The organism is Acidobacteriota bacterium (genome assembly GCA_030697165.1).
In the GTDB taxonomy this organism is placed as follows: Bacteria; Acidobacteriota; Vicinamibacteria; order Vicinamibacterales; family UBA2999; genus 12-FULL-67-14b.
In genome coordinates this window covers 279,530-300,697 of the sequence record JAUYQQ010000004.1, presented here as the reverse complement: position 1 = coordinate 300,697, position 21,168 = coordinate 279,530, and the positions used below count along the sequence as shown (strand labels likewise).

General features: G+C 66.3%; 21 protein-coding genes. 5 read left to right on the top strand and 16 right to left on the bottom strand.

From position 1 onward, the window contains the following. Position 1: 1 nt before the first annotated feature. From Q8T13_05370 to Q8T13_05360, 3 genes are read left to right on the top strand one after another with little or no spacing between them, the layout of a single operon-like run. Positions 2 to 397: a hypothetical protein gene (locus Q8T13_05370; protein ID MDP3717184.1), complete on the top strand. Its 396-nt coding sequence runs from the start codon at positions 2 to 4 to the stop codon at positions 395 to 397. A gap of 49 nt (positions 398 to 446) precedes the next feature. Further along, complete coding sequence (locus tag Q8T13_05365) at positions 447 to 1,583, top strand: M48 family metalloprotease (protein MDP3717183.1); 1,137 nt, start codon at positions 447 to 449, stop codon at positions 1,581 to 1,583. Further along, positions 1,573 to 2,520 carry a glycerophosphodiester phosphodiesterase family protein gene (locus Q8T13_05360; GenBank protein ID MDP3717182.1) on the top strand — a complete coding sequence of 316 codons (948 nt, stop codon included), beginning with the start codon at positions 1,573 to 1,575 and terminating at the stop codon, positions 2,518 to 2,520. Before Q8T13_05365 ends, Q8T13_05360 begins: the two co-directional genes overlap by 11 nt. Before the next feature lie 49 nt (positions 2,521 to 2,569). Here Q8T13_05360 and Q8T13_05355 read toward each other — a convergent pair whose 3' ends face one another. Beyond that, entirely contained in the window at positions 2,570 to 2,929 is a 360-nt protein-coding gene (locus tag Q8T13_05355; protein MDP3717181.1) for a cupredoxin domain-containing protein, read from the bottom strand. 69 nt (positions 2,930 to 2,998) lie between these two features. Between Q8T13_05355 and Q8T13_05350 the strand changes: the two genes are divergently transcribed. Further along, positions 2,999 to 3,220, top strand: a complete 222-nt coding sequence (locus Q8T13_05350; GenBank protein ID MDP3717180.1) for a CopG family transcriptional regulator — start codon at positions 2,999 to 3,001, stop codon at positions 3,218 to 3,220. 4 nt (positions 3,221 to 3,224) lie between these two features. Continuing rightward, positions 3,225 to 3,674 (top strand): VapC toxin family PIN domain ribonuclease, encoded by a 450-nt coding sequence (locus tag Q8T13_05345; protein MDP3717179.1) that lies wholly within the window; start codon positions 3,225 to 3,227, stop codon positions 3,672 to 3,674. A 187-nt stretch (positions 3,675 to 3,861) separates the two neighbouring features. Here the strand turns inward: Q8T13_05345 and pnp are convergent, their stop codons facing one another. The 15 genes from pnp to Q8T13_05270 all read right to left on the bottom strand — a co-directional run bounded on the left by pnp (position 3,862) and on the right by Q8T13_05270 (position 21,164). Then, complete coding sequence (pnp, locus tag Q8T13_05340; protein MDP3717178.1) at positions 3,862 to 6,066, bottom strand: polyribonucleotide nucleotidyltransferase; 2,205 nt, start codon at positions 6,064 to 6,066, stop codon at positions 3,862 to 3,864. Between the two features lie 36 nt (positions 6,067 to 6,102). Next, positions 6,103 to 6,366: a 30S ribosomal protein S15 gene (gene rpsO, locus Q8T13_05335; protein ID MDP3717177.1), complete on the bottom strand. Its 264-nt coding sequence runs from the start codon at positions 6,364 to 6,366 to the stop codon at positions 6,103 to 6,105. 224 nt (positions 6,367 to 6,590) lie between these two features. Further along, the gene (gene truB / locus Q8T13_05330) at positions 6,591 to 7,523 is read right to left on the bottom strand and encodes a tRNA pseudouridine(55) synthase TruB (protein MDP3717176.1); all 933 of its coding nucleotides are present in this window, start codon (positions 7,521 to 7,523) and stop codon (positions 6,591 to 6,593) included. A 10-nt stretch (positions 7,524 to 7,533) separates the two neighbouring features. Next, positions 7,534 to 8,103, bottom strand: a complete 570-nt coding sequence (gene orn / locus Q8T13_05325; protein ID MDP3717175.1) for an oligoribonuclease — start codon at positions 8,101 to 8,103, stop codon at positions 7,534 to 7,536. Between the two features lie 8 nt (positions 8,104 to 8,111). Continuing rightward, on the bottom strand, positions 8,112 to 8,573 hold the full coding sequence (gene rbfA, locus Q8T13_05320; GenBank protein MDP3717174.1) for a 30S ribosome-binding factor RbfA: 462 nt from the start codon (positions 8,571 to 8,573) through the stop codon (positions 8,112 to 8,114). 1 nt (position 8,574) lies between these two features. Next, on the bottom strand, positions 8,575 to 11,349 hold the full coding sequence (gene infB, locus Q8T13_05315; protein MDP3717173.1) for a translation initiation factor IF-2: 2,775 nt from the start codon (positions 11,347 to 11,349) through the stop codon (positions 8,575 to 8,577). A 22-nt stretch (positions 11,350 to 11,371) separates the two neighbouring features. Continuing rightward, a complete protein-coding gene (nusA, locus tag Q8T13_05310; protein MDP3717172.1) occupies positions 11,372 to 12,595 on the bottom strand; it encodes a transcription termination factor NusA in 1,224 nt (407 codons plus the stop codon). Between the two features lie 58 nt (positions 12,596 to 12,653). After that, positions 12,654 to 13,130: a ribosome maturation factor RimP gene (gene rimP / locus Q8T13_05305; GenBank protein ID MDP3717171.1), complete on the bottom strand. Its 477-nt coding sequence runs from the start codon at positions 13,128 to 13,130 to the stop codon at positions 12,654 to 12,656. Between the two features lie 156 nt (positions 13,131 to 13,286). Continuing rightward, positions 13,287 to 14,666, bottom strand: a complete 1,380-nt coding sequence (gene rimO / locus Q8T13_05300; protein ID MDP3717170.1) for a 30S ribosomal protein S12 methylthiotransferase RimO — start codon at positions 14,664 to 14,666, stop codon at positions 13,287 to 13,289. A 72-nt stretch (positions 14,667 to 14,738) separates the two neighbouring features. Then, positions 14,739 to 16,034, bottom strand: a complete 1,296-nt coding sequence (asnS, locus tag Q8T13_05295; GenBank protein ID MDP3717169.1) for an asparagine--tRNA ligase — start codon at positions 16,032 to 16,034, stop codon at positions 14,739 to 14,741. A gap of 50 nt (positions 16,035 to 16,084) precedes the next feature. Next, positions 16,085 to 16,951 (bottom strand): sugar phosphate isomerase/epimerase family protein, encoded by an 867-nt coding sequence (locus tag Q8T13_05290; GenBank protein ID MDP3717168.1) that lies wholly within the window; start codon positions 16,949 to 16,951, stop codon positions 16,085 to 16,087. A 46-nt stretch (positions 16,952 to 16,997) separates the two neighbouring features. Continuing rightward, positions 16,998 to 17,984 (bottom strand): phosphotransferase, encoded by a 987-nt coding sequence (locus Q8T13_05285; protein ID MDP3717167.1) that lies wholly within the window; start codon positions 17,982 to 17,984, stop codon positions 16,998 to 17,000. A gap of 12 nt (positions 17,985 to 17,996) precedes the next feature. After that, positions 17,997 to 19,019 (bottom strand): sugar phosphate nucleotidyltransferase, encoded by a 1,023-nt coding sequence (locus tag Q8T13_05280; protein MDP3717166.1) that lies wholly within the window; start codon positions 19,017 to 19,019, stop codon positions 17,997 to 17,999. Next, positions 19,016 to 19,570: a class IV adenylate cyclase gene (locus Q8T13_05275; GenBank protein ID MDP3717165.1), complete on the bottom strand. Its 555-nt coding sequence runs from the start codon at positions 19,568 to 19,570 to the stop codon at positions 19,016 to 19,018. Before Q8T13_05275 ends, Q8T13_05280 begins: the two co-directional genes overlap by 4 nt. A 37-nt stretch (positions 19,571 to 19,607) precedes the next feature. Next, positions 19,608 to 21,164 (bottom strand): Do family serine endopeptidase, encoded by a 1,557-nt coding sequence (locus tag Q8T13_05270; GenBank protein MDP3717164.1) that lies wholly within the window; start codon positions 21,162 to 21,164, stop codon positions 19,608 to 19,610. Positions 21,165 to 21,168: the final 4 nt, after the last annotated feature.

Below are 21,168 nucleotides of genomic sequence, written 5' to 3'. Positions count from 1 at the left end.
GATGTCGGTCGAAACCCTGATCCTGCTGGCGCTGTTCGTCCTGCTGCCGCTGATCGAGCGGCTGGTGCTGGCCGCGCGCCGGCGCCGGGAACGGGCCACGGCCGAAGGTCCCGGGGCCGAAAGGGAACTGCCGCCCTTCATGGTGCCGGAGGAACGGCCGCAGCCGGTGGTAATGCCACCCCCGCTACCTCCGCCGGCGTCGGCCCGGCCGAAGGCAGTGACGGCGATGCCGCGGCGGCGCGCGCCACAGCCGCCGTCGGCCGCGGTGGTGGTGGCCCGCGCTCGCGCGGCCTCGGCCGGCTCCCCGTACCGGCGCAACCTGCGCCGAGCCGTGGTGATGGCGGCCGTGCTCGGGCCGTGCCGGGCCATCAGCCCGTACGACGATCCGCGTTCGTGACCCGCAGACGCCGCCGATCGCCGTGTTACCCTGATCGCCGATCACTGAAGTGAACGAAGACAAGGCCACCCGCTATCACCGCTTGCGACGACGCGCCGACCTCCTGGGGTCGGCGGCGGCTGGCCTGGTGCTGCTCGGGCTCACGGTGTCGGGTGGCGGCCACCGCCTGCGCGAACTCGCCGCCGCCATCTCCCAGTGGGTCCCTGAAAACCTGAACGATGCGGTGATGGTGATCCTGCTCACCGTCCTGGTGATGCTGATCCTGCAGTCGCTCGAGTTGCCGTTTGCCTTCTATCAAGGGTACCGGCTCGAGCACGAATACGGCTTGTCCACGCAGTCCACCGGTCACTGGCTGTCGGACCAGGGCAAGGGCGTGCTGCTCGGCACCGGCGTGGCCGTGCTTGGCTCGTCGGTCGTGTTCAGCGCCTTGCGCAACTGGCCGGATCACTGGTGGTGGATGTCGGCGGTCGTATTCGCAGCCGGGGTCGTGGTGCTGGCGCGGCTTGCGCCGGTGGTGTTGCTGCCGATGTTCTACAAGTTCAAGCCGCTCGAGCAGCCGGCGCTCGCGGCGCGGCTGCTGGCCCTGGCCGAAAGGGCTCGCACGGATGTCGTCGGCGTGTTCGAGTGGGTGCTGAGCGGCCACACGAAGAAGGCCAACGCGGCACTGGCCGGCATGGGGCAGACACGCCGGATCCTCGTGTCCGACACGCTGCTGGCGGACTATTCCGAGGACGAGATCGAGGTCATTCTCGCTCACGAGCTGGCGCACCATGTGCATCGCGACTTGTGGCGGGGGATCGCCGTCCAAACGTTGTTGCTGTTCGGCGGCTTCTTCGTGGCCGACCTGGTGTTGCGGCGCGTCGCCGACCCGGCCGGGTTTCGCGGCCTGTCGGATCCGGCGGCGCTGCCGCTGCTGATGCTGGTGGCCGGCGCCTGGTCGTTCCTGATGTTGCCGCTCGTCAACGCCCTGTCGCGGGCCCAGGAACGGGCGGCCGACCGTTACGCCCTCGACACGACACGCAATGTTGACGCGTTCGTCACGGCGATGAAGCGGCTGTCGCAGCAGAATCTGGCAGAGGAGTATCCATCCGCGCTGGTGCGGTGGATCTTCTATTCCCACCCGCCCATCCGCGAGCGCATCGAGGCGGCGCGGGCGTTCGCTCGAGGAGATCAGAATGCAGTCTAGGTTTTTTGCGCCTGTGGAGTCCGGCTTTAGCCGGATAATCGCCCTCGGAGTCATCACCCTGCTCATGACCGCGACCGGCTCGGCGCAGTATACGAAGAAGACGTCGGTCGCGCACCGCGGCGCTTCGGCCTACGCCCCGGAACACACCCTGACCGCCTACCGCCTGGCCATCGAGCAGGGGGCTGACTACGTCGAGCAGGACCTGGCCGTCACCAAAGACGGCGTGCTGATCTGCCTGCACGATGCCAGCCTCGAGCGAACCACCAACGTCGAAGAGCTGTTCCCCGACCGCGTCAGCACCCACACCATCGAGGGCAAGACCCGAAAGGCGTGGCTGGCCAACGACTTCACCCTGGCCGAGATCAAGACCCTCGACGCCGGTTCGTGGTTCGACAAGAAGTTTGCCGGCGAAAAGGTCCCGACCTTTGACGAAGCCATTGCCGCCATTCGCGGCAAGGCTGGGATTTTCCCAGAGTTGAAGACCCCGGAGATTTACGCCGGCCGCAACGTGAAGTTCGAGGAGCTGGTGGCGGCTGCGCTCGACAAGCACGGCCTGCGCGGGCCCAAGGCGGACCCGAAGACGCCGGTCATCCTGCAGACGTTCGGGCAGGACACTGCGCGGCGGCTGGCCGAAATCAAGATCGGCGTGCCGGTGGCCCTGCTGCTCGGCAATGCCGAGGGGTTCCAAACCGCGGCGCAGGTCAAGGCCTGGAAGGGCATCGTGCAGGGCTTCGGCCCGGCGAAGCAAATCGTGCTGAAGAACCCAGACTTCGTGAAGTGGGCGCACGCCGAGGGCATGTCGGTCACACCCTACACCTTCCGCTCGTCCGACACCGGCACGTTCAAGGACGTGACGGCCGAGATGCACCACTACCTCTACACGCTCGGTGTGGACGCGCTCTTCACCGACAATCCCGACAAGTTCCCCAGGAAATAAAGACGCCGGGTTGATTTTCCTCGGCGCGCGCGAAAATCAACCCGGCGTCTTATCGCGCCTTGACGACCAGCGTGCCCGTCATGTCCTCGCAGCCCGGATCCTTGGTCAGGTTGCAGTAGAACGTGAAGGTGCCCGCCCGGTCGGCGCGGAACTCGAACGTCGTCGACAAGCCGCCGCCGGCGCGCTTGACGATGCGGTAGGCGTCGATCGCGAAGCTGGTGGGGCGGTCCTCGCTTTTCAGCGTGATCTTGACCAGGTCGTCCTGTGACACTTCCAGCTTGTTGGGCGTGAAGACGTGGTCCTTCGCAACGATGGTGAACTCGCGCCGGTTGGGCGCCTGCTCCTGCGCGCCCGCCAGGACGACGGCGAGAGCAATGCCGGTGGCGACCATGGCCCCTCTTCGCAACATGTTCCCATTGTAGCGGCTCAACCGAACGGGTCCTTGACCGCGTGATGCGTGATGCGTGATGATTGATGCATGAGGACGACCCTGGATCTCGAACTGGACGTATTGCAGGCGGCGAAAGAGATTGGCGCCGCCCGTGGAATTTCGGCCGGCCAGGTGGTGTCGGAACTGGTTCGCAAGGCGCTCGCCTCGACCACGACAGCGAAGGTGCGCAACGGCGTGCCGTTGCTCGGGCGCAAGGCCGGGTCGCCGCCGCTGACGATGGCGGCCGTCAATCGGCTGCGCGACGAGTAGCACCATGGCCACGGCGCGCGTCTCACTGCTCGACGTGAACGTGCTGGTGGCGCTCTTTTTTCCCGACCATATCCACCACGACGCGGCGCACAATTGGTTCGCCGATCATCGACACGAGGGGTGGGCGACCTGCCCGCTGACCGAGAACGGGTTCATTCGGGTGGCCTGCCAGCAACCGTCAGACGAGGTGCTGGTTCGTCCAGCTGACGTGGTTGCCGGCCTCGCGCGGTTCTGCCGTGACAAGGCTCACCGCTCCTGGCCCGATTCCGTGTCGCTGGCCGACGTCACGCTCTTCGCGCCGCAGTTCATCGGCGGCCATCGGCAGGTCACCGATGTCTACCTGCTCGGCCTGGCCAGGAAGCAGGGCGGACGGTTGGCGACCTTCGATCGGACCATTCCCGTAAAAGCCGTCCGCGGCGGCACGGCGGAGCTGCTCCACGTGATCGAACCGTAGCGGATTGATACTGCCGGGAGGGCATCACTTGTCGGGAGGGAGCTACTTGTCGGGAGGGAGTTGCTTGTCGGGAGTGTTCCCGACGAGAGGTGCCCTCCCGTCCGGCCTTCGCGCTTGCGCGCTTCGGCGAGGCAAGCAAGAAGTGCGATCCCGACGAGAGGTGTCCTCCCGTCGGGATCCGTAAGAGCTAGTTGCGCGGGCCGCGGTCGCGGCGCGGACCGCGGTCGCGGGGCGGGCGGTCGCCTTCGGGTGCTGCCGGTGCGCCGCCCTCGGCGCCGCCACCGTTGCCGGCCGGCGGTGCGCCGCCTTCTTCCGGAGTGATCAACGCCTTGCGCGACAGGCGGATCTTGCCGGTCGGGTCGATGTTGATCACCTTGACGAGGACCTGCTGGCCTTCCTTCAGCTCGTCGCGCACGTCCTTGACGCGGTAGTGCGCGATTTCCGAGACGTGCAGGAGGCCGTCGGTGCCCGGCATGATCTCGATGAACGCCCCGAAGTCGGTGATGCGCTGCACCTTGCCGAGGTAGGTCTTGTCGAGCTCCGCGGTCTGCGTCAGCTCCTGGATCATGCCGATTGCCTTGGCGGCCGCGGCTTCGTCCGCCGACGCCACGTTGACCTGGCCGTTGTCCTCGACGTCGATCTTGACGCCGGTCTTCTCGATGATGCTGCGGATCATCTTGCCGCCGGGGCCGATCACGTCGCGGATCTTGTCGACCGGGATCTTGATGGTGATGATGCGCGGCGCGTAGGCCGACATCTTCTCGCGCGTGGCCGAGAGCGCCTCGTTCATCTTGCCGAGGATGTGCATGCGGCCGGCCTTCGCCTGGGTCAGCGCGGCGCGCATGACTTCGGCGGAGATGCCCGAGACCTTGATGTCCATCTGCAGCGCGGTGATGCCCGCGGCCGTGCCGGCGACCTTGAAGTCCATGTCGCCGTAGTGGTCTTCGGCGCCGGCAATGTCGGTCAGCACCGCATACTTGCCGGTGGCCTCGTCCATGATCAGGCCCATGGCCACGCCGGCCACCGCCGCCTTGATCGGCACGCCGGCATCCATCATCGCCATCGAGCCGCCGCACACCGACGCCATCGACGAGCTGCCGTTCGATTCGAGGATGTCCGACACCACGCGCACGGTGTAGGCGAAGTCGGCTTCGGCCGGCATCATCGGCGCGAGCGCGCGCTCGGCGAGTGCGCCGTGGCCGATTTCCCGGCGGCCGGGGCCGCGCATCGGCTTCACTTCACCAACCGAGAAGGGCGGGAAGTTGTAGTGCAGCATGAAGCGCTTCCAGGTCTCGCCGTCGACCATTTCGACCTTCTGCTGGTCGTCGGCGGTGCCGAGGGTCACGGTGACCAGGGCCTGCGTCTCGCCGCGGGTGAACACGCACGAGCCGTGCACGCGCGGCAGCACGGTGTTCTCGATGGTGATCTGGCGGATCTCGTCGAACTTGCGGCCATCCAGGCGGATGCCCTTGTTCATGATCGAGTCGCGCAGCGTCTTTTCCTGCAGGTCGTGGAAGAGCGCCTTGGCCAGCGGCTTGCGGTCGGCAAACTCCTCGGGCAGGCCGGCGATCAGGTCCTTGCCGACCTTGGCCACCGTGCCGTAGTTCTCGATCTTGCCCTTGATCCGCATCGCCTCGCCCAGCGGCGCGTAGGCCTGGGACTCGACGTAGGCGGCGAGCTTCTCGTCGGTCGTCACCTCGGGCTTCGGCAGCTTCTTGCGGCCGGCGTCCTTGGCGAGCCCGTCGATCATGTCGCAGATCTGGTTGATGGCGGCCTGCGCGGTTTCGAGCGCCTGCACCACTTCGTCTTCCGACACCTCGGTGGCGCCGGCTTCGACCATCACGATGCCGTCCTTGCTGCCCGCGACGACGATGTCGAGGCGGCTTTCCTTGCGCTGCGACCAGGTCGGGTTGACGATGTATTCACCGTTCACCAGGCCGATGCGCACGCCGGCGATCGTCTTCTCGAAGGGCATCTCCGACAGCGCCAGCGCGGCCGACGCGCCGGTCAGCGCGAGCACGTCGCCGTCATTGTCGGTGTCGGCCGAGATGACCGACGCGATGATCTGCGTCTCGTACGCCCAGCCGGCCGGGAACAGCGGCCGGATTGGGCGGTCGATCACGCGGCAGGTCAGGGTTTCCTTTTCGGTGGCCTTGCCTTCGCGCTTGAAGAAGCCACCGGGAATGCGGCCCGAGGCATAGGTGTTCTCACGATAGTCAACCGTGAGCGGCAGAAAGTCGATGCCCTCGCGGGGGCTCGACGAGTGGCATGCCGAGACCAGCACCATGGTGTCGCCCAGCCGGACGATCACCGCGCCGTCGGCCTGCTTGGCCAGGCGACCGGTCTCGATGGAAAGGGTCTGCGAGCCGAGAGATAGATCACGCTTGTGCATAACTGAACCGCCTAAAATGATGGGAACCAGTCCCGGTTACTTGCGGATGCCGAGGCGCTTGATGACCTCTGCGTAGCGCGCCGTATCCTTGCTCTTCAGGTAATCGAGCAGCCGGCGGCGCTGGCCCACGAGCTTGAGCAATCCGCGGCGGGAGTGGTGGTCCTTCCCGTGTGTCTTGAAATGTTCCGTCAGGTAGGTGATGCGATCGCTGAGGATTGCGACCTGAACTTCGGGTGAGCCGGTGTCGGTATCGTGCTTCTTGAAGTCGCCAATGATGGCGGACTTCTTGTCTTTCGTCATTCCCACGTCGTAACCTCCACGCACAGCCGAGTAGCCCATCACGGGTCTACCAAGCCGCCGTATGTGGCGATAACAGCATCGCCTGTAACCTCGATATGTTACCCCGAAAGGACCTTGGCTGGTAGGGCGGCGTCGGGCTGGTAGGGCGGCGTAGGGCTGGTCAGGCAGGTAGGGGAGTTTTACCGGCCCCACCGGCCCCACCGGCCCCACCAGCCCCACCCGCCCTACGTCAGAACAATCGAAGCGTGCAGAAACCCTGGGGTTTTGCCGGCTTTCGCCAGCGCCACCAGAGTCCCATCGGCGCCCATGACGCGAACCAGCTCCGGAGCCGTGTTGAGCGGCGCCACGAGGTCGCCCGGAGCGATTTCCACCCCGTTCTTGACCCGGTCGAGGTGTTCCAGGCCCCGCAGTGTCACCATGGGCAATTCCGGCAACAGGGCGCTAAAGGGCAGGAGCCGGGTTGCCAGGGCCTCACGGTCGGCCTTCAGGACCTCGGCCAGCGGCACGGCGGCATCGAGGCCGAACTCGCCCGACCGCGTTCGCCGCAGGCCCACCAGCACGCCCCCCATGCCGAGCGCAGCTCCCAGGTCATGGGCCAGCGAGCGGACGTAGAAGCCGGCCGTGACCCGCATGTGCAGCACGGCAGTCTCTCCCGCGAACGACACCAGGTCGAGTTCGCGAACGGTCACGGTCACCGCCTTGGGCAGCACGACCACGCCGTCCTTGGCCTTGCGCGCGATTTCGTACGACCGCTCCCCGGCGATGTTCTTCGCCGAAAACGCCGGCGGCGTCTGCTCGAACGTGCCGCGGAACGCGCCCAGCGCGCGTTCGACCTGCGACCGGCTCGGCCGTTCCGCCGCGGTCGTCACCACCGTGCCCATGGCGTCGTAGGTATTGGTGGCGCGTCCGAACGCGACCGTCGCTTCGTAGTCCTTGTCGCTGGCGGTCAGGAACTGCGCCAGCCGCGTGGCGCGGCCGATCACGAGCGGCAGCACGCCAGTGGCCATGGGGTCGAGCGTCCCGGTATGTCCGATGCGCGATACGCCGAGGGCGCGGCGCGCCAGCGTCACCACATCGTGCGAGGTGGGACCCTGCGGCTTGTCAACGACCAGCACGCCGTCTGGAAAAGACGCCGGGTGTAATTGTCGTTCCGACATCAGCCGAACATCATCCCCGGCGTCTCGAGAATAGCTGCTTGTAGGAGGCGAGCTCCGCAATCGACTCTTCGATGTCGGCCAGCGCGCGATGCGTCTCGGTCTTGACCGGCGTGTAGACCTTGTCCGGACACCAGTGCGCGACGAGCTGCTTGACCGAACTTACGTCGACGATGCGGTAGTGCAGGAAGTTCTGGAAGGCGGGCATGTACTTCGTGAGAAAGCGCTTGTCCTGCCACACGGAGTTGCCGCAGAGCGGCGCCGTCCCGGCATAGCAGTGCTTGCGGACGAACCGCAGGGTCTGCCGTTCGGCCTCGGCCAGTGTCACGCCCTCGCTCGCCATGCGATCGAGCAGGCCGCTGGCCTTGTGCGTCTTGCGCGGCCACGGGTCCATTGCTCGCAGTTGCGCCGCGCTCGCGCTAATGGCCAGCTCGGGCCCACGGGCGACGAGGTTGAGATCGAAGTCGGTAATGATGGTGGCGATCTCGACGATCACGTGGCGTGACGGCTCGAGTCCCGTCATCTCACAGTCGACCCAGACCATATAGTCACGGCTGCGCCGGACGGTCGCGCGTTTCGCCATGACCTGGTTTACTTGGGCTCGTCTCCCAGCCTTCGCTCGGCGGCTTGATCGCGAGCTTCGGCGGGCTTGGTCGTGTCGGCGGGAATGTCCGCCGGGGCCGGCGCGTCCACGGCGCGCGCCGCGTCTTCGGCGTGAATTTCCTGGATGATCTCTTCGATGCGCGACTGGGCCGCGACCGATTCGTCGTAGATGAACTTCACTTCGGGGACGCGCCGCAGCGACAGCCGTTCGGCCAGCAAGTGGCGGACGAACCCGGTGGCGCGCTCGAGCGCCTTGATAGTTTTCTTGCGCTCGGCGGCGTCGCCGATGATGGTCCAGTAGATCCTTGCCAGCGACAGGTCGCCGGTCACCTTGGCGCGGGTGACCGTGACCAGGCCGACGCCGGGATCCCGCACCTCAGTGGCCAGCATCTGGCTCACTTCCTCGCGGACCTGCTCTTGAATGCGCTCGACGCGGTGGGTCAGCGCCAAGCTACACCGCCTGCGCCACGCGCTCCATGTGGAACACTTCGATCACGTCGCCGACCTTGAGGTCGTTGTAGCCCTGCAGGCCGATCCCGCACTCGAAGCCGGTCTTCACTTCGCCGACATCGTCCTTGAAGCGCTTGAGCGAGGCAATCTTGCCGGTCCACAGCTCGACGTTGTCGCGGAGCAGGCGCGCCTGCGCGTCGCCCGAGCGCTTGATCACGCCCTCGTTGACCATGCAGCCGGCGATGGTGCCGATCTTCGGCACCTTGAAGGTTTCGCGCACGGTCGCGGCGCCGATGCGCGCTTCCTTGAACGTCGGGTCGAGCAGGCCGGCCATGGCCAGCTTGATCTCGTCGGTGACGTGGTAGATGACCGTGTGGTAGCGAATGTCCACTTTCTCGCGGTCCGCGACGTCGGCGGCGTTGCGATCCGGCTTCACGTTGAAGCCGATCACGATGGCGCTCGAGGCCGAGGCCAGCAGCACGTCCGACTCGTTGATGGCGCCGACGCCCGAGTGGATGATCTTGATCTTGGTCTTCTCGTCGGTCAGCTTGACCAGCGTGTCGGCTAGCACTTCGGCCGAACCCTGCACGTCGGCCTTGATGATCAGCGCCAGTTCCTTCGCGCCGCCCTCGGCCAGCGACGCCTGCAGCGATTCGAGGGTCATGCGCGAGCCCTTCGCGCCGAGGGACTTTTCCTTGGCCTGGCCCTGGCGGAACGTGGCAATCTGCCGCGCCTTGGCCGGGTCGGCGACCATCTGGAACGAGTCGCCCGGTGAGGGCAGCGATTCGAGGCCGAGCAGTTCGACCGGCGTGGACGGCCCGGCCACCTTGATGCTGCGGCCGCGGTCGTCGATCAGGGCGCGGACCTTGCCGACCACGGGGCCGGCGATGACGTTGTCGCCGACGCGCAGCGTGCCGTCCTGCACCAGCACGGTGGCCACCGGGCCGCGGCCGCGATCGAGCTTGGTTTCGAGCACGGTGCCAATCGCGCTGCGCTTGGGGTTGGCCTTGAGGTCGTCGATTTCGGTGACCAGCAGGATCATTTCCAGCAGGCCTTCGAGGTTCTGTTTCTTCTTGGCCGAGACCTCGACGAACACGGTGCTGCCGCCCCAGTCTTCGGGCATCAGTCCGAGTTCGGTGAGCTGGCGCTTGACCGTTTCCGGGTTCGCCCCCGGCTTGTCGATCTTGTTGACCGCGACGATGATCTTCACGTTCGCGGCCACGGCGTGGTCGATCGCTTCCCGGGTCTGCGGCATGACGCCATCGTCGGCCGCCACCACCAGCACCACCACGTCGGTCACCTTGGCGCCGCGGGCGCGCATCATGGTGAAGGCCGAGTGGCCGGGGGTGTCGAGGAACACGATCTGCTTGCCGGTCTTCTCGCCGGCGCTGACGAGATAGGCGCCGATGTGCTGGGTGATGCCGCCGGCTTCGCGTTCGGCGACCCGAGTCGTACGAATCGCGTCGAGCAGCGTCGTCTTGCCGTGATCGACGTGACCCATGATGGTGACGACCGGCCAGCGGGTGACCAGGTCTTCAGGGTTGGCGGTCTTGTCGCTCTCTTCGATGATTTCCTGCTCGAAGCTGCGGGTCTGGATCTCGGCACCGAAGCTGGCGGCGAGCATCTTGGCGGTGTCGAGGTCGATGGCCGAGTTGATGGTCATCATCAGGCGGCGATCGAGCAGCGCCTTGAGCGCGTCCTTGACGCGGATCTCGAGACGATCCGCCAGGTCCTTCACCGTCATGCCTTCAGAGAAGGTGATGGTGCGCGTGATGGGCGGAGGCGGCACCACCGGCGCCGGCGCCTGTGGGCGCGCGGCGTCACGGCGCTGCGACGAGGTGCGGCCCGTCGGGCGCTGCTGATACTGGGGACGATAACCCCCGGGACGCATGCCTGGCATGCCGGGCCGCGGCGGCAGCCCCGTGCTGGGGCGCACCGGTTGCGACGGCAGCGGCCGCGGTCCGCCAAGCATGGCGGCGGTGTTGCTGACCGGACGCTGCGGTCCGTAGGCCGGACGCTGGCCGGCCGGGCGGGCGAGATTGCCGGTGGCCGCGGGCAGTGGCGCCTTGGGCGCACCCGCTGCCACGCGGGGCGGCTGCGGCACGAGCTGACGCTTGGGCTGCAGAGGCGGCGCGCTCGGCGGCGCCTTGCCGGGTTCTTCGACGCGCAGCCTGATGCTTGGCGGGACGAACCGCGCTTCCTGGCGAGCGGGCGTGGGCGCCTCGGCCGGGGCGGCCGCGATCGCCGGCTCGGGCTCGGCGGCCGGCGCGGGTTCCGGTTCGGATACGGGCGCGGGCGCTTCGATCACCGGCTCGGGCGCGGCGGCGGCAATCACCGGCTCGGGCTCGACGACGGGCGGTGGCAGTGTTCCCGAATGCGGCGGCGCCGGCATCTCGACCGCCGGGGCCTCGACGTGATGGTCCTCGACCGGCGCGTCGGCGGGCTTGGCCTTCTTGATCAGGCGCGGCGGAGCCAGCGTCGGCACGGCCGGCTTGGCCGGCTCGGGCGCCGCAACGCCTTTCTTGCCGCCGGTGGCCTTCGACTTGGCGGCGGTCTTCACGGCCTGCGTAGCCTGCTCCGAGAAGATGTCCCCTTTGGGCAGCGTGATGTTGCGCTGCTTGGCGAGACGATCCACGAACTGCCGCGCGACGATCTCCTCGAGCGTGCTCGACGCGCTCTTGAGCTCGATGCCGTGGGCCTTCTTGAGCAGCGCCAACACCTCGACCGAGGTAGTGTTCAGCAGCTCTGCGACCTTGTAAATCCTGACAGTGGACAAGCGCGTTTTCCTCTGGTCTCGACTACTTTGTTTCTGATCCTAGAGGCGGGACTTCAGTCCCGCCACCGGCAGCCGGCTCGTCGGCGACCACGTCGGCGGTGGCGGGCTCGCCCTCAACCGCTGCGGCCTCCCCCTCGACGGGGGCGTCGGTTTCGGCGCTGGCGGCCTCGATGGCGCCGAACTCCGCTTCGACTTCCTTGCGCTTCTCTTCTTCGCTCTTGATGTCGATGCGCCAGCCGGTCAGCTTCGCCGCCAACCGCACGTTCTGGCCCTTCTTGCCGATGGCGAGCGACAGCTGGCTGTCTTCGACCACCACTTCCATCACCTTGTCGACGTCGCTGACGATGGTGACGCGCTGCACCTTGGCCGGGCTGAGCGCGTTCATCACGAACTGCACCGGGTCGTCCGAGAAGTCGACGATGTCGATCTTCTCGCCGCGCAACTCGCGGATGATGGCCTGCACGCGGGTGCCCTTCATGCCGACGCAGGCGCCTACCGGGTCGACGTCGCGCTCGCGCGAGTAGACCGCGACCTTGGCGCGATCGCCGGCTTCGCGCACGGCGCCGCGGATCATCACGGTGCCGTCGTAAATCTCGGGCACTTCCTGCTCGAACAACTTGATCAGCAGGGCCGGGTCGGTGCGCGACAGCACGATCTGCGGGCCCTTGGCGCTCTTGCTGACGCCGCGGATGACGGCGCGGACGCGGTCGCCCTGGGCGTAGCTTTCGGCGCGCGACTGTTCCTTGCGCGGCAGCACCGCCTCGACACGGCCGACTTCGACAATGATGTCGCCCTGCTCGAAGCGCTTGACCAGGCCGTTCATCACGTCGCCGACGCGCTGGTTGTACTCGTCGTAGACCTTCTCGCGCTCGGCCTCGCGGACCTTCTGGAAGATCACCTGCTTGGCGGTCTGCGCGGCAATGCGGCCGAGCACGTCGGTGCGCTTCTGGAACTCGAGCTGGTCGCCCACCTCGACGCCGGCGTCGTCGCCGTAGATGCCCTTGGCCTCGGCCATGGAGATCTCCAGGTCGGGGTTGGTCACCTCGTCGACGATCGTCTTGAGCGCGAACAGTTCAATCTGCCCGTTGTCGGGGTTGAACTTCGCCTTGAGCTCCTCGCCGCCCTTGTAGAACTTGCGCGACGCGGTCACCACGGCTTCTTCCATCGCCTGGATGACAACATCCGGCTCGATGTTCTTTTCCTTGGCCAGCGCCTCGATCGTCTGCATTAACGGGTTGGTGGTCATGATTTCGGTCTTCAGCTATGCATGCCGGGGCGCGACAGCGGAGCGCCCCGCAGGAACATTAAAACTCAAGGTCGAGATGGGCTCGCTTGATCAACTGCAACGGCAGCCTCATCAGCTTCTTGCCCTCCGACTCAAACAACACGTTGTCGCCCTCGACACCTTTCAGCCGGCCGACGAACGCGGTTTGGCGTTCGACCGGCTGCGAGGTCACGACCTTGGCCCACCGCCCGGCAAACCGCCGGTAGTCGTCGGCGTGACGCAGGGGCCGGTCCAGTCCCGGCGACGACACCTCGAAGGTGTAGCCGCTCGGAATCACGTCTTCGACGTCGAGCATCGTGCTCAACTCTTCGGCGACGCGCGCGCAATCTTCGATGCTCACGCTTTCTTCCGGCTTGGACGCAGGCCCCGGCCGATCGACGATGACCCGCAGCACCTGCTGGCCACCTTCTCGCTTCAACACGACGTCGAAAATGTCGAGGCCGTAGGCCCCGGCCACCCGGGTCGCCATCTCTCGGACGCGTTCGAGCGGGCTCAAAAAAGCCCCCTATAAAACACAAAGAGTGGGCTAAAAGGCCCACTCTGGTTAACCCAGACTAAGAACCGACCTCATAGTGTAACACGGGGAAAGAACTGTGGTTTTCACCGGGTTCAAGCCCGGAGGTTCAAGCCCGGGGGTTCAAGCCCGGGGGTTCTACAGGGGGCGGGCGACCAGGTCGTAGCCCTCGGCGCCGACGATTTCCACGTCGACGAACGACCCCATCGGGAACGCCGAAGGGTCGCAGTCGGTCAGGTAGACCACGGGGTCGATTTCGGGGGCCTGGCCGGGCAGCCGGCCCTGCAGGACCAGCTCATGCTCTGGCGACGGGCCGTCCACCACCAGCCGGGTCTGTTCGCCGAGCCGGCGTTTCTGGCGGGCCGCCACGATCTTCTTCTGCCGGGCCATCAGGGCGTTCTGGCGCTTCTTCTTGGTGGCCGCGGGCACGTCATCGGCCAGGTCGTGGGCCGAGGTGCCTTCCTCGTGCGAATACGTGAAGACACCGACGTGGTCGAAGCCAATCTCGGTAATGAAGCCCTCGAGTTCGGCGAAGTCGTCGGCCGTCTCGCCGGGGAAGCCGACGATGAAGGTGGTGCGCAGGGCGACGTTGGGGATGCGGGCGCGGATGTTTTCGAGCAGGCGCACGTACGACTTGCGCGTGCCCGGCCGCTTCATGCGCTTGAGCACCGCATCGGACGCGTGCTGCAGCGGCAGGTCGATGTACTTGACCACCTTGTCGAGGTCGGCGACGGCGTCGATCACCTCGCCGGTGATGGTGGTGGGGTAGAGATACAGCAGGCGAATCCACTCGATGCCGTCGACGCCGTTCAGCGCGCGCAGCAGTTTCGGCAGCGCGCCGCGTTCGCCGCGGTCGATGCCGTAAAAGGTCGAGTCCTGCGAGATCAGCAGCAGTTCTTTCACCCCCTGGGCGGCCAACTGGTGCGCTTCCTGGACGATCGACTCGATCGGCCGGCTGCGGTAGTGGCCGCGCATCTTCGGGATGATGCAGAAGGCGCACTTGTAGTCGCAGCCCTCGGCGATCTTGACGTAGGCATAGTGCCCCGGCGTGACGCGCTTGCGCGGCGTCGACGCATCGTACAAATAGGTCGGGAGATCGACTCCGAAGACGGGCTTCTTGTGGAACGTCATCGGAATCGCGACGCCCGACCCGACTCCCGACTCCCGACTCCCGACTCCCGACATGAATCCAGCCAGGCCTTCGACCTCGCCGGTTCCGTAGATCGCATCGATCTCGGGAATCTCTAGCTTCAGCTCATCCCGGTAGCGCTCGGCCATGCAGCCGGTGACCACGAGCTTGCGCCCGGCCACCTGCTTCTTGAGCTCGGCCATCTCGAGGATGGTATCGATCGATTCCTGCTTCGCGCGATCGATGAAAGCGCAGGTGTTCACCACCAGCACGTCGGCCTGCGACGCGTCGGCGGTGATCTCGTGCCCCTCCTTCTCGGCCATGCCGAGCATGACCTCGGAGTCGACGAGATTCTTGGGGCACCCCAAGGAGACGAACCCTATCTTCATTGCCAACTACCCAGTCTAACAGGAGATCAAGAGATCAGGACCAAATGGCTCCTAAACTCCTTAACTCCTGTCTTATGGGTAGATCCGGTAGAGCATCCGCGGGTAGGGAATAGTCTCGCGGACGTGCTCCAGGCCGCAGATCCAGCTGACGCAGCGCTCGATGCCCATGCCGAAACCGCCGTGCGGCACCGAACCGTAGCGGCGCAGGTCGAGGTACCACTCGAACGCCTCCTGCGGTAGTTCGTGATCCTTGATGCGCTGCAGCAGGAGATCCAGGTCGTCGAGCCGCTGGCCGCCGCCGATGATCTCGCCGTAACCTTCCGGCGCCAGCACGTCCACGCACAGCGCCTTGTCCATCTCGTTCGGATCCGGCTTCATGTAGAACGCCTTGATCGCGGCGGGGTAGTGCGTCACGCACACCGGGCGATCGAACTGCTCCGACAACACGGTCTCGTCGGTGCCGCCCAGGTCGCCGCCCTTGACGAAGGGCAGGCCCTGATCGAGCAGGATCTTGGCGGCCTCGTCGTAATGCAGCCGCGGGAACGGCGCCTTCACCGCTTCGAGCTTGCTGGTGTTGCGCTCGAGCGTCTTCAGTTCTTTCTGCCGGCGATCCAGCACGCGCGCGACGACCGAAGTGATCAGCCCTTCGGCGAGCGTGATCACGTCGTTCAGGTCGGCGTAGGCCATCTCGGGCTCGACCATCCAGAACTCGGTGAGGTGACGGCGGGTCTTGCTCTTCTCGGCGCGGAACGTCGGGCCGAAGGCGTAGACCTTGCCGAGCGCCATGGCGTTGGCTTCGTTGTAGAGCTGTCCGCTCTGCGTCAGGTAGGCCTTCTCGTGCTCGAAATACTCCACCGGAAACAGCGTCGTCGTGCCCTCGCACGCCGCGGGCGTGAAGATCGGCGTGTCGGCGAGGATGAAGCCCTGGTCGTTGAAGAAATCGCGGACGGCATTGATGATCTCGTGGCGCACGCGCAGGATCGCCGTCTGGCGCTCGGCGCGGATCCACAGGTGCCGGCGATCCATCAGGTAGTCGACGCCGTGTTCCTTCGGCGTGATGGGGTAGTCGTGCGCCTCGTTCACCACCTCGAGCCCGCTGGCGATCAGCTCGTAGCCGCCGGCCGCGCGCTCGTCGGCGCGCACGGTGCCGGTGACGATGATGGCGCTCTCCTGGCTCAGGTGATCGGCCTTGGCAAACGTCGCCTCGTCCACGTCCTTCTTGCCCATGACGACCTGCAAGAAGCCGGTGCCGTCGCGGAGGACGAGGAAGTGAATCTTGCCGCTCGACCGCCGGTTGTGCAGCCAGCCCTTGATGGTCACCGACGCGCCGACGTGCTCACCGATCTCGTTGATGTAGGTTTGATTCATCGCTACCTGGTTGTCCGTAAGAAAATGTCTGTGTCTAATCTGCGGCTGTCTTAATCTGCGGCTGGATTCATCGGCGGCTCGTCGCCGATACTGAGCAGCGACTCGAATCGTGCTCTTGCTTTCGCGGCGCGTTCGAGCACCGGGCGGCGCTCGGCGGCGATCGCCAGTTCAAACATCCAGGCGCCGTCGTAGCCCACCTTCTGGAACGCCAGCAGCGCGGCCTCCCAATCGACCACGCCCTGGCCCGGCACCAGGTGATCGTCGGTCCGCCCGCGGTTGTCGTGCAGGTGCGTCGTCAGCAAGTGGCCCGAACAGGTTTCAATGGCTTCGACCACATCGCCCATCAGCCGGGCGTGACCGACGTCCATGCAGATGCCCAGGCCGCTCGCCTCGATCTCGCTTTCCAGCAGGTCGACGAGTGACGACGCGGTCGACAGGGCGTTGGGAATCACTTCAACGGCCAGCCTGACGCCGGCGCCGTCGGCGATCGGCGACAACTCCTCGAGACTGCGGACCATCGACGGCGCGTGATTGTCGGCCGCCGACCCGTGCGGCGCCGGCACGCCGCAGTGAAGCACCAGCACCCGGTAGGGCACCAGGGCCGCAAGATTGAGCGCCGCGGCGGTTTCTGCGACGGCGAGCTTACGCCGTGGCTCGTCCGCGGCGGCCAAGGAATAGCCTTCGCGCCACGTGCCGTTCGCGTAGGCAGCGGCGATCGGCGCATGCATCGAATGCAGCGTCAGCCGGGTATCGTCCAGCCATTCGGCGAGCGCCAGCGCGGCGCGACGGTCGTGGTAGTCGAAATGATCGCGCACGGCGAACACTTCAACCGCGTCGAATCCATGCGCCGCGATCTCGACCAGGTGGTCGCGGTCAAGACGGTCGCTCAGATAGAGGTGAGTGGATACGCCAAACACAGTGGTTTCGTCAGGCCGAGTCCCAAGCCCAAGCCCCAAGCCTATGTTACAGCCACTGGTCGAGCAGCTCGCGCAGCCGCGCGAACCGTGGATACTTCGCGAGATTCGCCTTCACGTGGCTCAGCGTGCGCGGGATGTACTGAATGTAGACCGTGTTGTTGCGGCCGGTGGTCATGTAGCCGAACGTGCCGAGCGCCTTGAGGTTGCGCTGCAGCGCCATCAGGTCGAACCGGCGGCGGAACTCGGCCTGGTCTTCGGCCCGGCGCAGGCCCTTCAGGGCCAGGAAGAACGCAATCAGCTCATCGACCTGCGGCGCCGTCAGGTCCACGTAGGCGTCGCGGAGCAGCGAGGCCAGGTCGTAGGTGTCGGGCCCCATGCGGGCGTCCTGGAAGTCGATGATGAAGAGCGAGCCGCCGTGCAGCATCAGGTTGCGGCTGTGGTAATCGCGGTGGCACAGCACCCGTGGCTCACCCGCGAGCTCCTCGACAATCGCCGACCACTCGCCGCGCAGCGCCTCGCGGTGCGCCTCGCCCGGGGCCGCCCCCTTGTAGGCGAGCAGGTAATGCTTGACGAAAAACTCCAACTCCCAGGTGAGCTTCTCGACGTCGAAGGCGATCTGGTACGGCGGATATTCCGGCGACCGCAACTCCTCGCCGCGCTGCTGCATGTGCGCGATGAACGACACGGCCTGGCGGTACAACGCGGCATGCTCGGCCGGCGTTGTCGACCCAAGGTGCGCCTGCAACGTGACGTCCCCCAAATCCTCGAGGCCCAGCACGCCGAGCTCGTTGGAGTGATGCAGGATGGCCGGCACGGGCACCGGGATCTGCCGCAACAGGCGCGCGATCGCCACGAACGGCATCTTCTCGAACTCGATCGGCCCCTGATGCAGGGCCAGGACGATGGGCGGCTCGCCTTTCATCAGCACGCGGAAGTAGCGGCGATCGGACGCGTCGCCAGTCAACGGCATGACGGTGGTCACGCGCGGGGTGAGCCCCTGAAGGTCGAGATATTGTTCGAGTCGGGGATCCACTGGTTCAGGGGTTCAGAGGTTCAGGGGTTCGAAAGGTTCGGCGGTCAACTTATTGTCGCGCATTACGAGCGAGCAATCGACATGCTTCGCACCGGCCGGAACGGTGACGCCGTCGGCGGCGATGCAGCGGGTGAGTGAGGCGCCGGCGCCGATGCTCACGTTGTTCCAGAGAATGGTGTCGGTCAGCGCCGCGTCGGCTGCGATGGCGCAGCCATGGCCCCGGTCCGGGGCGCGGCCCTCTCGGGCGGTCAGCTTCAACGAGGTATCCAGGTAGTCGCGCGGCGTGCCGATGTCGAAGAACTCGGCGGTGGTTCGCATCACGCGCAGGCGGCCGGGACGTTGCGCGATGAGGTCCGGATACATCCCGTGGACCGTCTCGGATCGCGCCGACGGACTGACGCCTGCAAACGCCGCGGCGTTCACGGCCTGCACGCCAATGAAATGAAAAGTGCCTAAGGTGCCTACGGTGCCTACGGTGCCTACGGTGCCTACGGTGCCTACGGTGCCTACGGTGCCTACGGTGCCTACGGTGCCTGCGGTGCCTGGGGTGCTCTTTTTGAAGCCTGTCACGACGCCGCTGTCATCGGCCAGGATCGCGTTGTAGCGAGGGTCGGCATCCACCACCGCCATGGTGACCAGGGCGTTGGTGTCAACATGCTGCGCGGCCAGCGCGGCGAGGTCGACATCCGCGAGCGTATCGCCGTTGACGATCAGAAAGCGGTCCGCCTCGAGCAACGGCATGGCCCGCGCCGGGCCGCCGGCCGATCCCAGCACCTCGGTCTCCCACGAGTAGCGGACTGACAAGTCCAGCGCCGACCCGTCGCCCACTTCACGCGTGATGGTTTCGGAGCGGTGATGCAGGTTGAGGACGACCCTGGTGACGCCCGCGGCGCGCAGCGAACGCAGAATCCGCACCACCAGCGCCTCGCCGGCGACCGGCAGCGCCGCCTTGGCGCGGACGTGTGACAGCGGCTGCAGGCGAGTGGCGAGGCCGGCGGTGAGTACCAGCGCCGGCCATCGCGATAAATTACTCATTCGGTGGCGGCGAACACCATGTCGGCGCCGGACAGGCCGTTCGCCTCGCGATGCTGCAAGAACAGGAACCGATACGAGTCGGTGATGTACTCGGCCGGCGCGAAGCCGAGCGCCGCCGCCGTGGCGTGAATGGCCGCCTCGCCGCCCTCGAGTTCCACGAACACGCCGACCGGCGTCTCGTCCACCGCCATCACCACATCGTCTGCCTCGAACTCCTCGCGGTACTTCTCGTAGCGAAACCAGATGTGCAGGCCGAGGCCCTCGAGAATGGCCAGCAGGACGATGCCGTCGGCAACGATGGTCTCGTGTTCTTCGCGGACCTTGATGACGCCGGGCAGGATGGGCCCCTTGAACGTGAGCAGGCTCTTGCCGCCTTCGGACCGCACCCGCAGCGTCGAACGCTGCCGGCGCAGCGTCTCGTCTTCGGTATCGAGCAGCGCGTCTTCCTGGAGCCGGCGGCCGTGCAGCGGCGCTGCGCCGAGCGCGAGAATCTTCGTTCGTGCCTCTTCGGCACTACTGAAACGAAGCTTGATCTCGCGCTCGAGCGCCATCGCTGATCTGTGATTAATCAGTGTCTAATCGGTGGCCTTATTCCTTGCGGACGGTGAAGAACTGCTCCTGGCCCTGGCGCATCACCAGCAGGAACGCCGTGCCGCCCGAGGGCACCTGGGCCAGCGCGCGGCCCGCCTCTTGTGGCGTCCGCACCGGGCGGCGGTTGACCTGGGTGATGATGTCGCCGCGCGCCAGACCCTGGCGGAACGCCGTGCTGCCCTGCTCGACGTCGGACACGAGCACGCCGACCGTGTCGGCCGACAGGCGGAGGCGGCGCAGCACGTCAGGCGTCAGCGCGGTCAGCGTCAGGCCAAAACCCTGGGAGGCCTGCTCGTCCGGTTCCACGGTGGTCTCGCGGGTCGCCGCCGCGCGGTTGCCTTCGTCTTCGAGGTTCAGTTCGCCGACGGTGATGTTCAAGGTGCGCTCCTCGCGATCGCGCATGACCTTCAGCGGCACGGTGGTGCCGGGCCTGGTGGCGACGACGGTGGCGACCAGTTCGTCGCGGTTCTTGACCGGCTTGCCGTTGAACTCGATGATCACGTCGCCCGGCTCGACGCCGGCCTTGGCCGCCGGCTGGCCGCGCGTGACGGCGCTGACCAGCGCGCCCTTGCGCTCCTTGAGGCCGAACTCGGCCAGTGCCTCGGTCGGCACCAGCGTGACCTGCACGCCGATGACGCCGCGGGTGACCTTGCCGGTGCGCAGCTGGGGAATCAGCTCGCGCACGTTGTTGATCGGGATGGCAAAGCCAATGCCGATGTTGCCGGCGTTACGCGAGTCGGTGTAGATGGCGGTGTTGATGCCGATCACTTCGCCGCGCGCGTTCAGCAGCGGGCCGCCCGAGTTGCCGGGGTTGATGGCGGCGTCGGTCTGCAGTACGTCGGCGGAGCGCTGTTCGGCGATCGGGAACGAGCGCGCGGTGGCGCTGATCACGCCGACGCTGACGGTGTGTGACAGGCCGAACGGATTGCCGATGGCCATGACCCAGTCGCCGGGCTCCATCTTCGACGAGTCGCCAAACTTGACCTCGACCAGGTCCTTCTTCGGCTCGATCAGTTGAATCAGCGCGCTGTCGGTCAGCGGGTCGCGGCCAATGACCTTGGCCTCGTGGAAGATGTCGTTCTCTTCGCCGAGGAAGTTGACCTCGATCTTGCTGGCACCCTCGACCACGTGGTTGTTGGTGAGGATGTAGCCGTCCTTGCTGATCACAAAGCCGGTGCCGGCCGACTGGGTCTCCTGGTCACGCCGCGGCCGTTGCTGCGGCGGACGGCCGCCCTGGCCCTGGCCACCGCCGCCGAAGAAACGCTCCAGCAGGTCGTCGTTGCCGCCGCCAAAGAACTCCGTCATCTCCGCGGCGCGCTGCGTCGACGTGCTGCGGATGTTGACCACCGCCGGGCTCATGGCCTTGGCGATGTTGCGGAAGGTGGCGGCATCGACCGGGCCGCTGAGCGGGGCGCTGTTCATGGGCGGCGCGGCCATGGTCTGGGCGGACGAAGCCGGCGCCAGGTCAAGGCGGGAGGCAATGACCATACCCACCGCGAGCGATGCCACCATGATCAGAAGCGAATAGAACAGCGTCGTTTTCCGGCTCGACATGTCT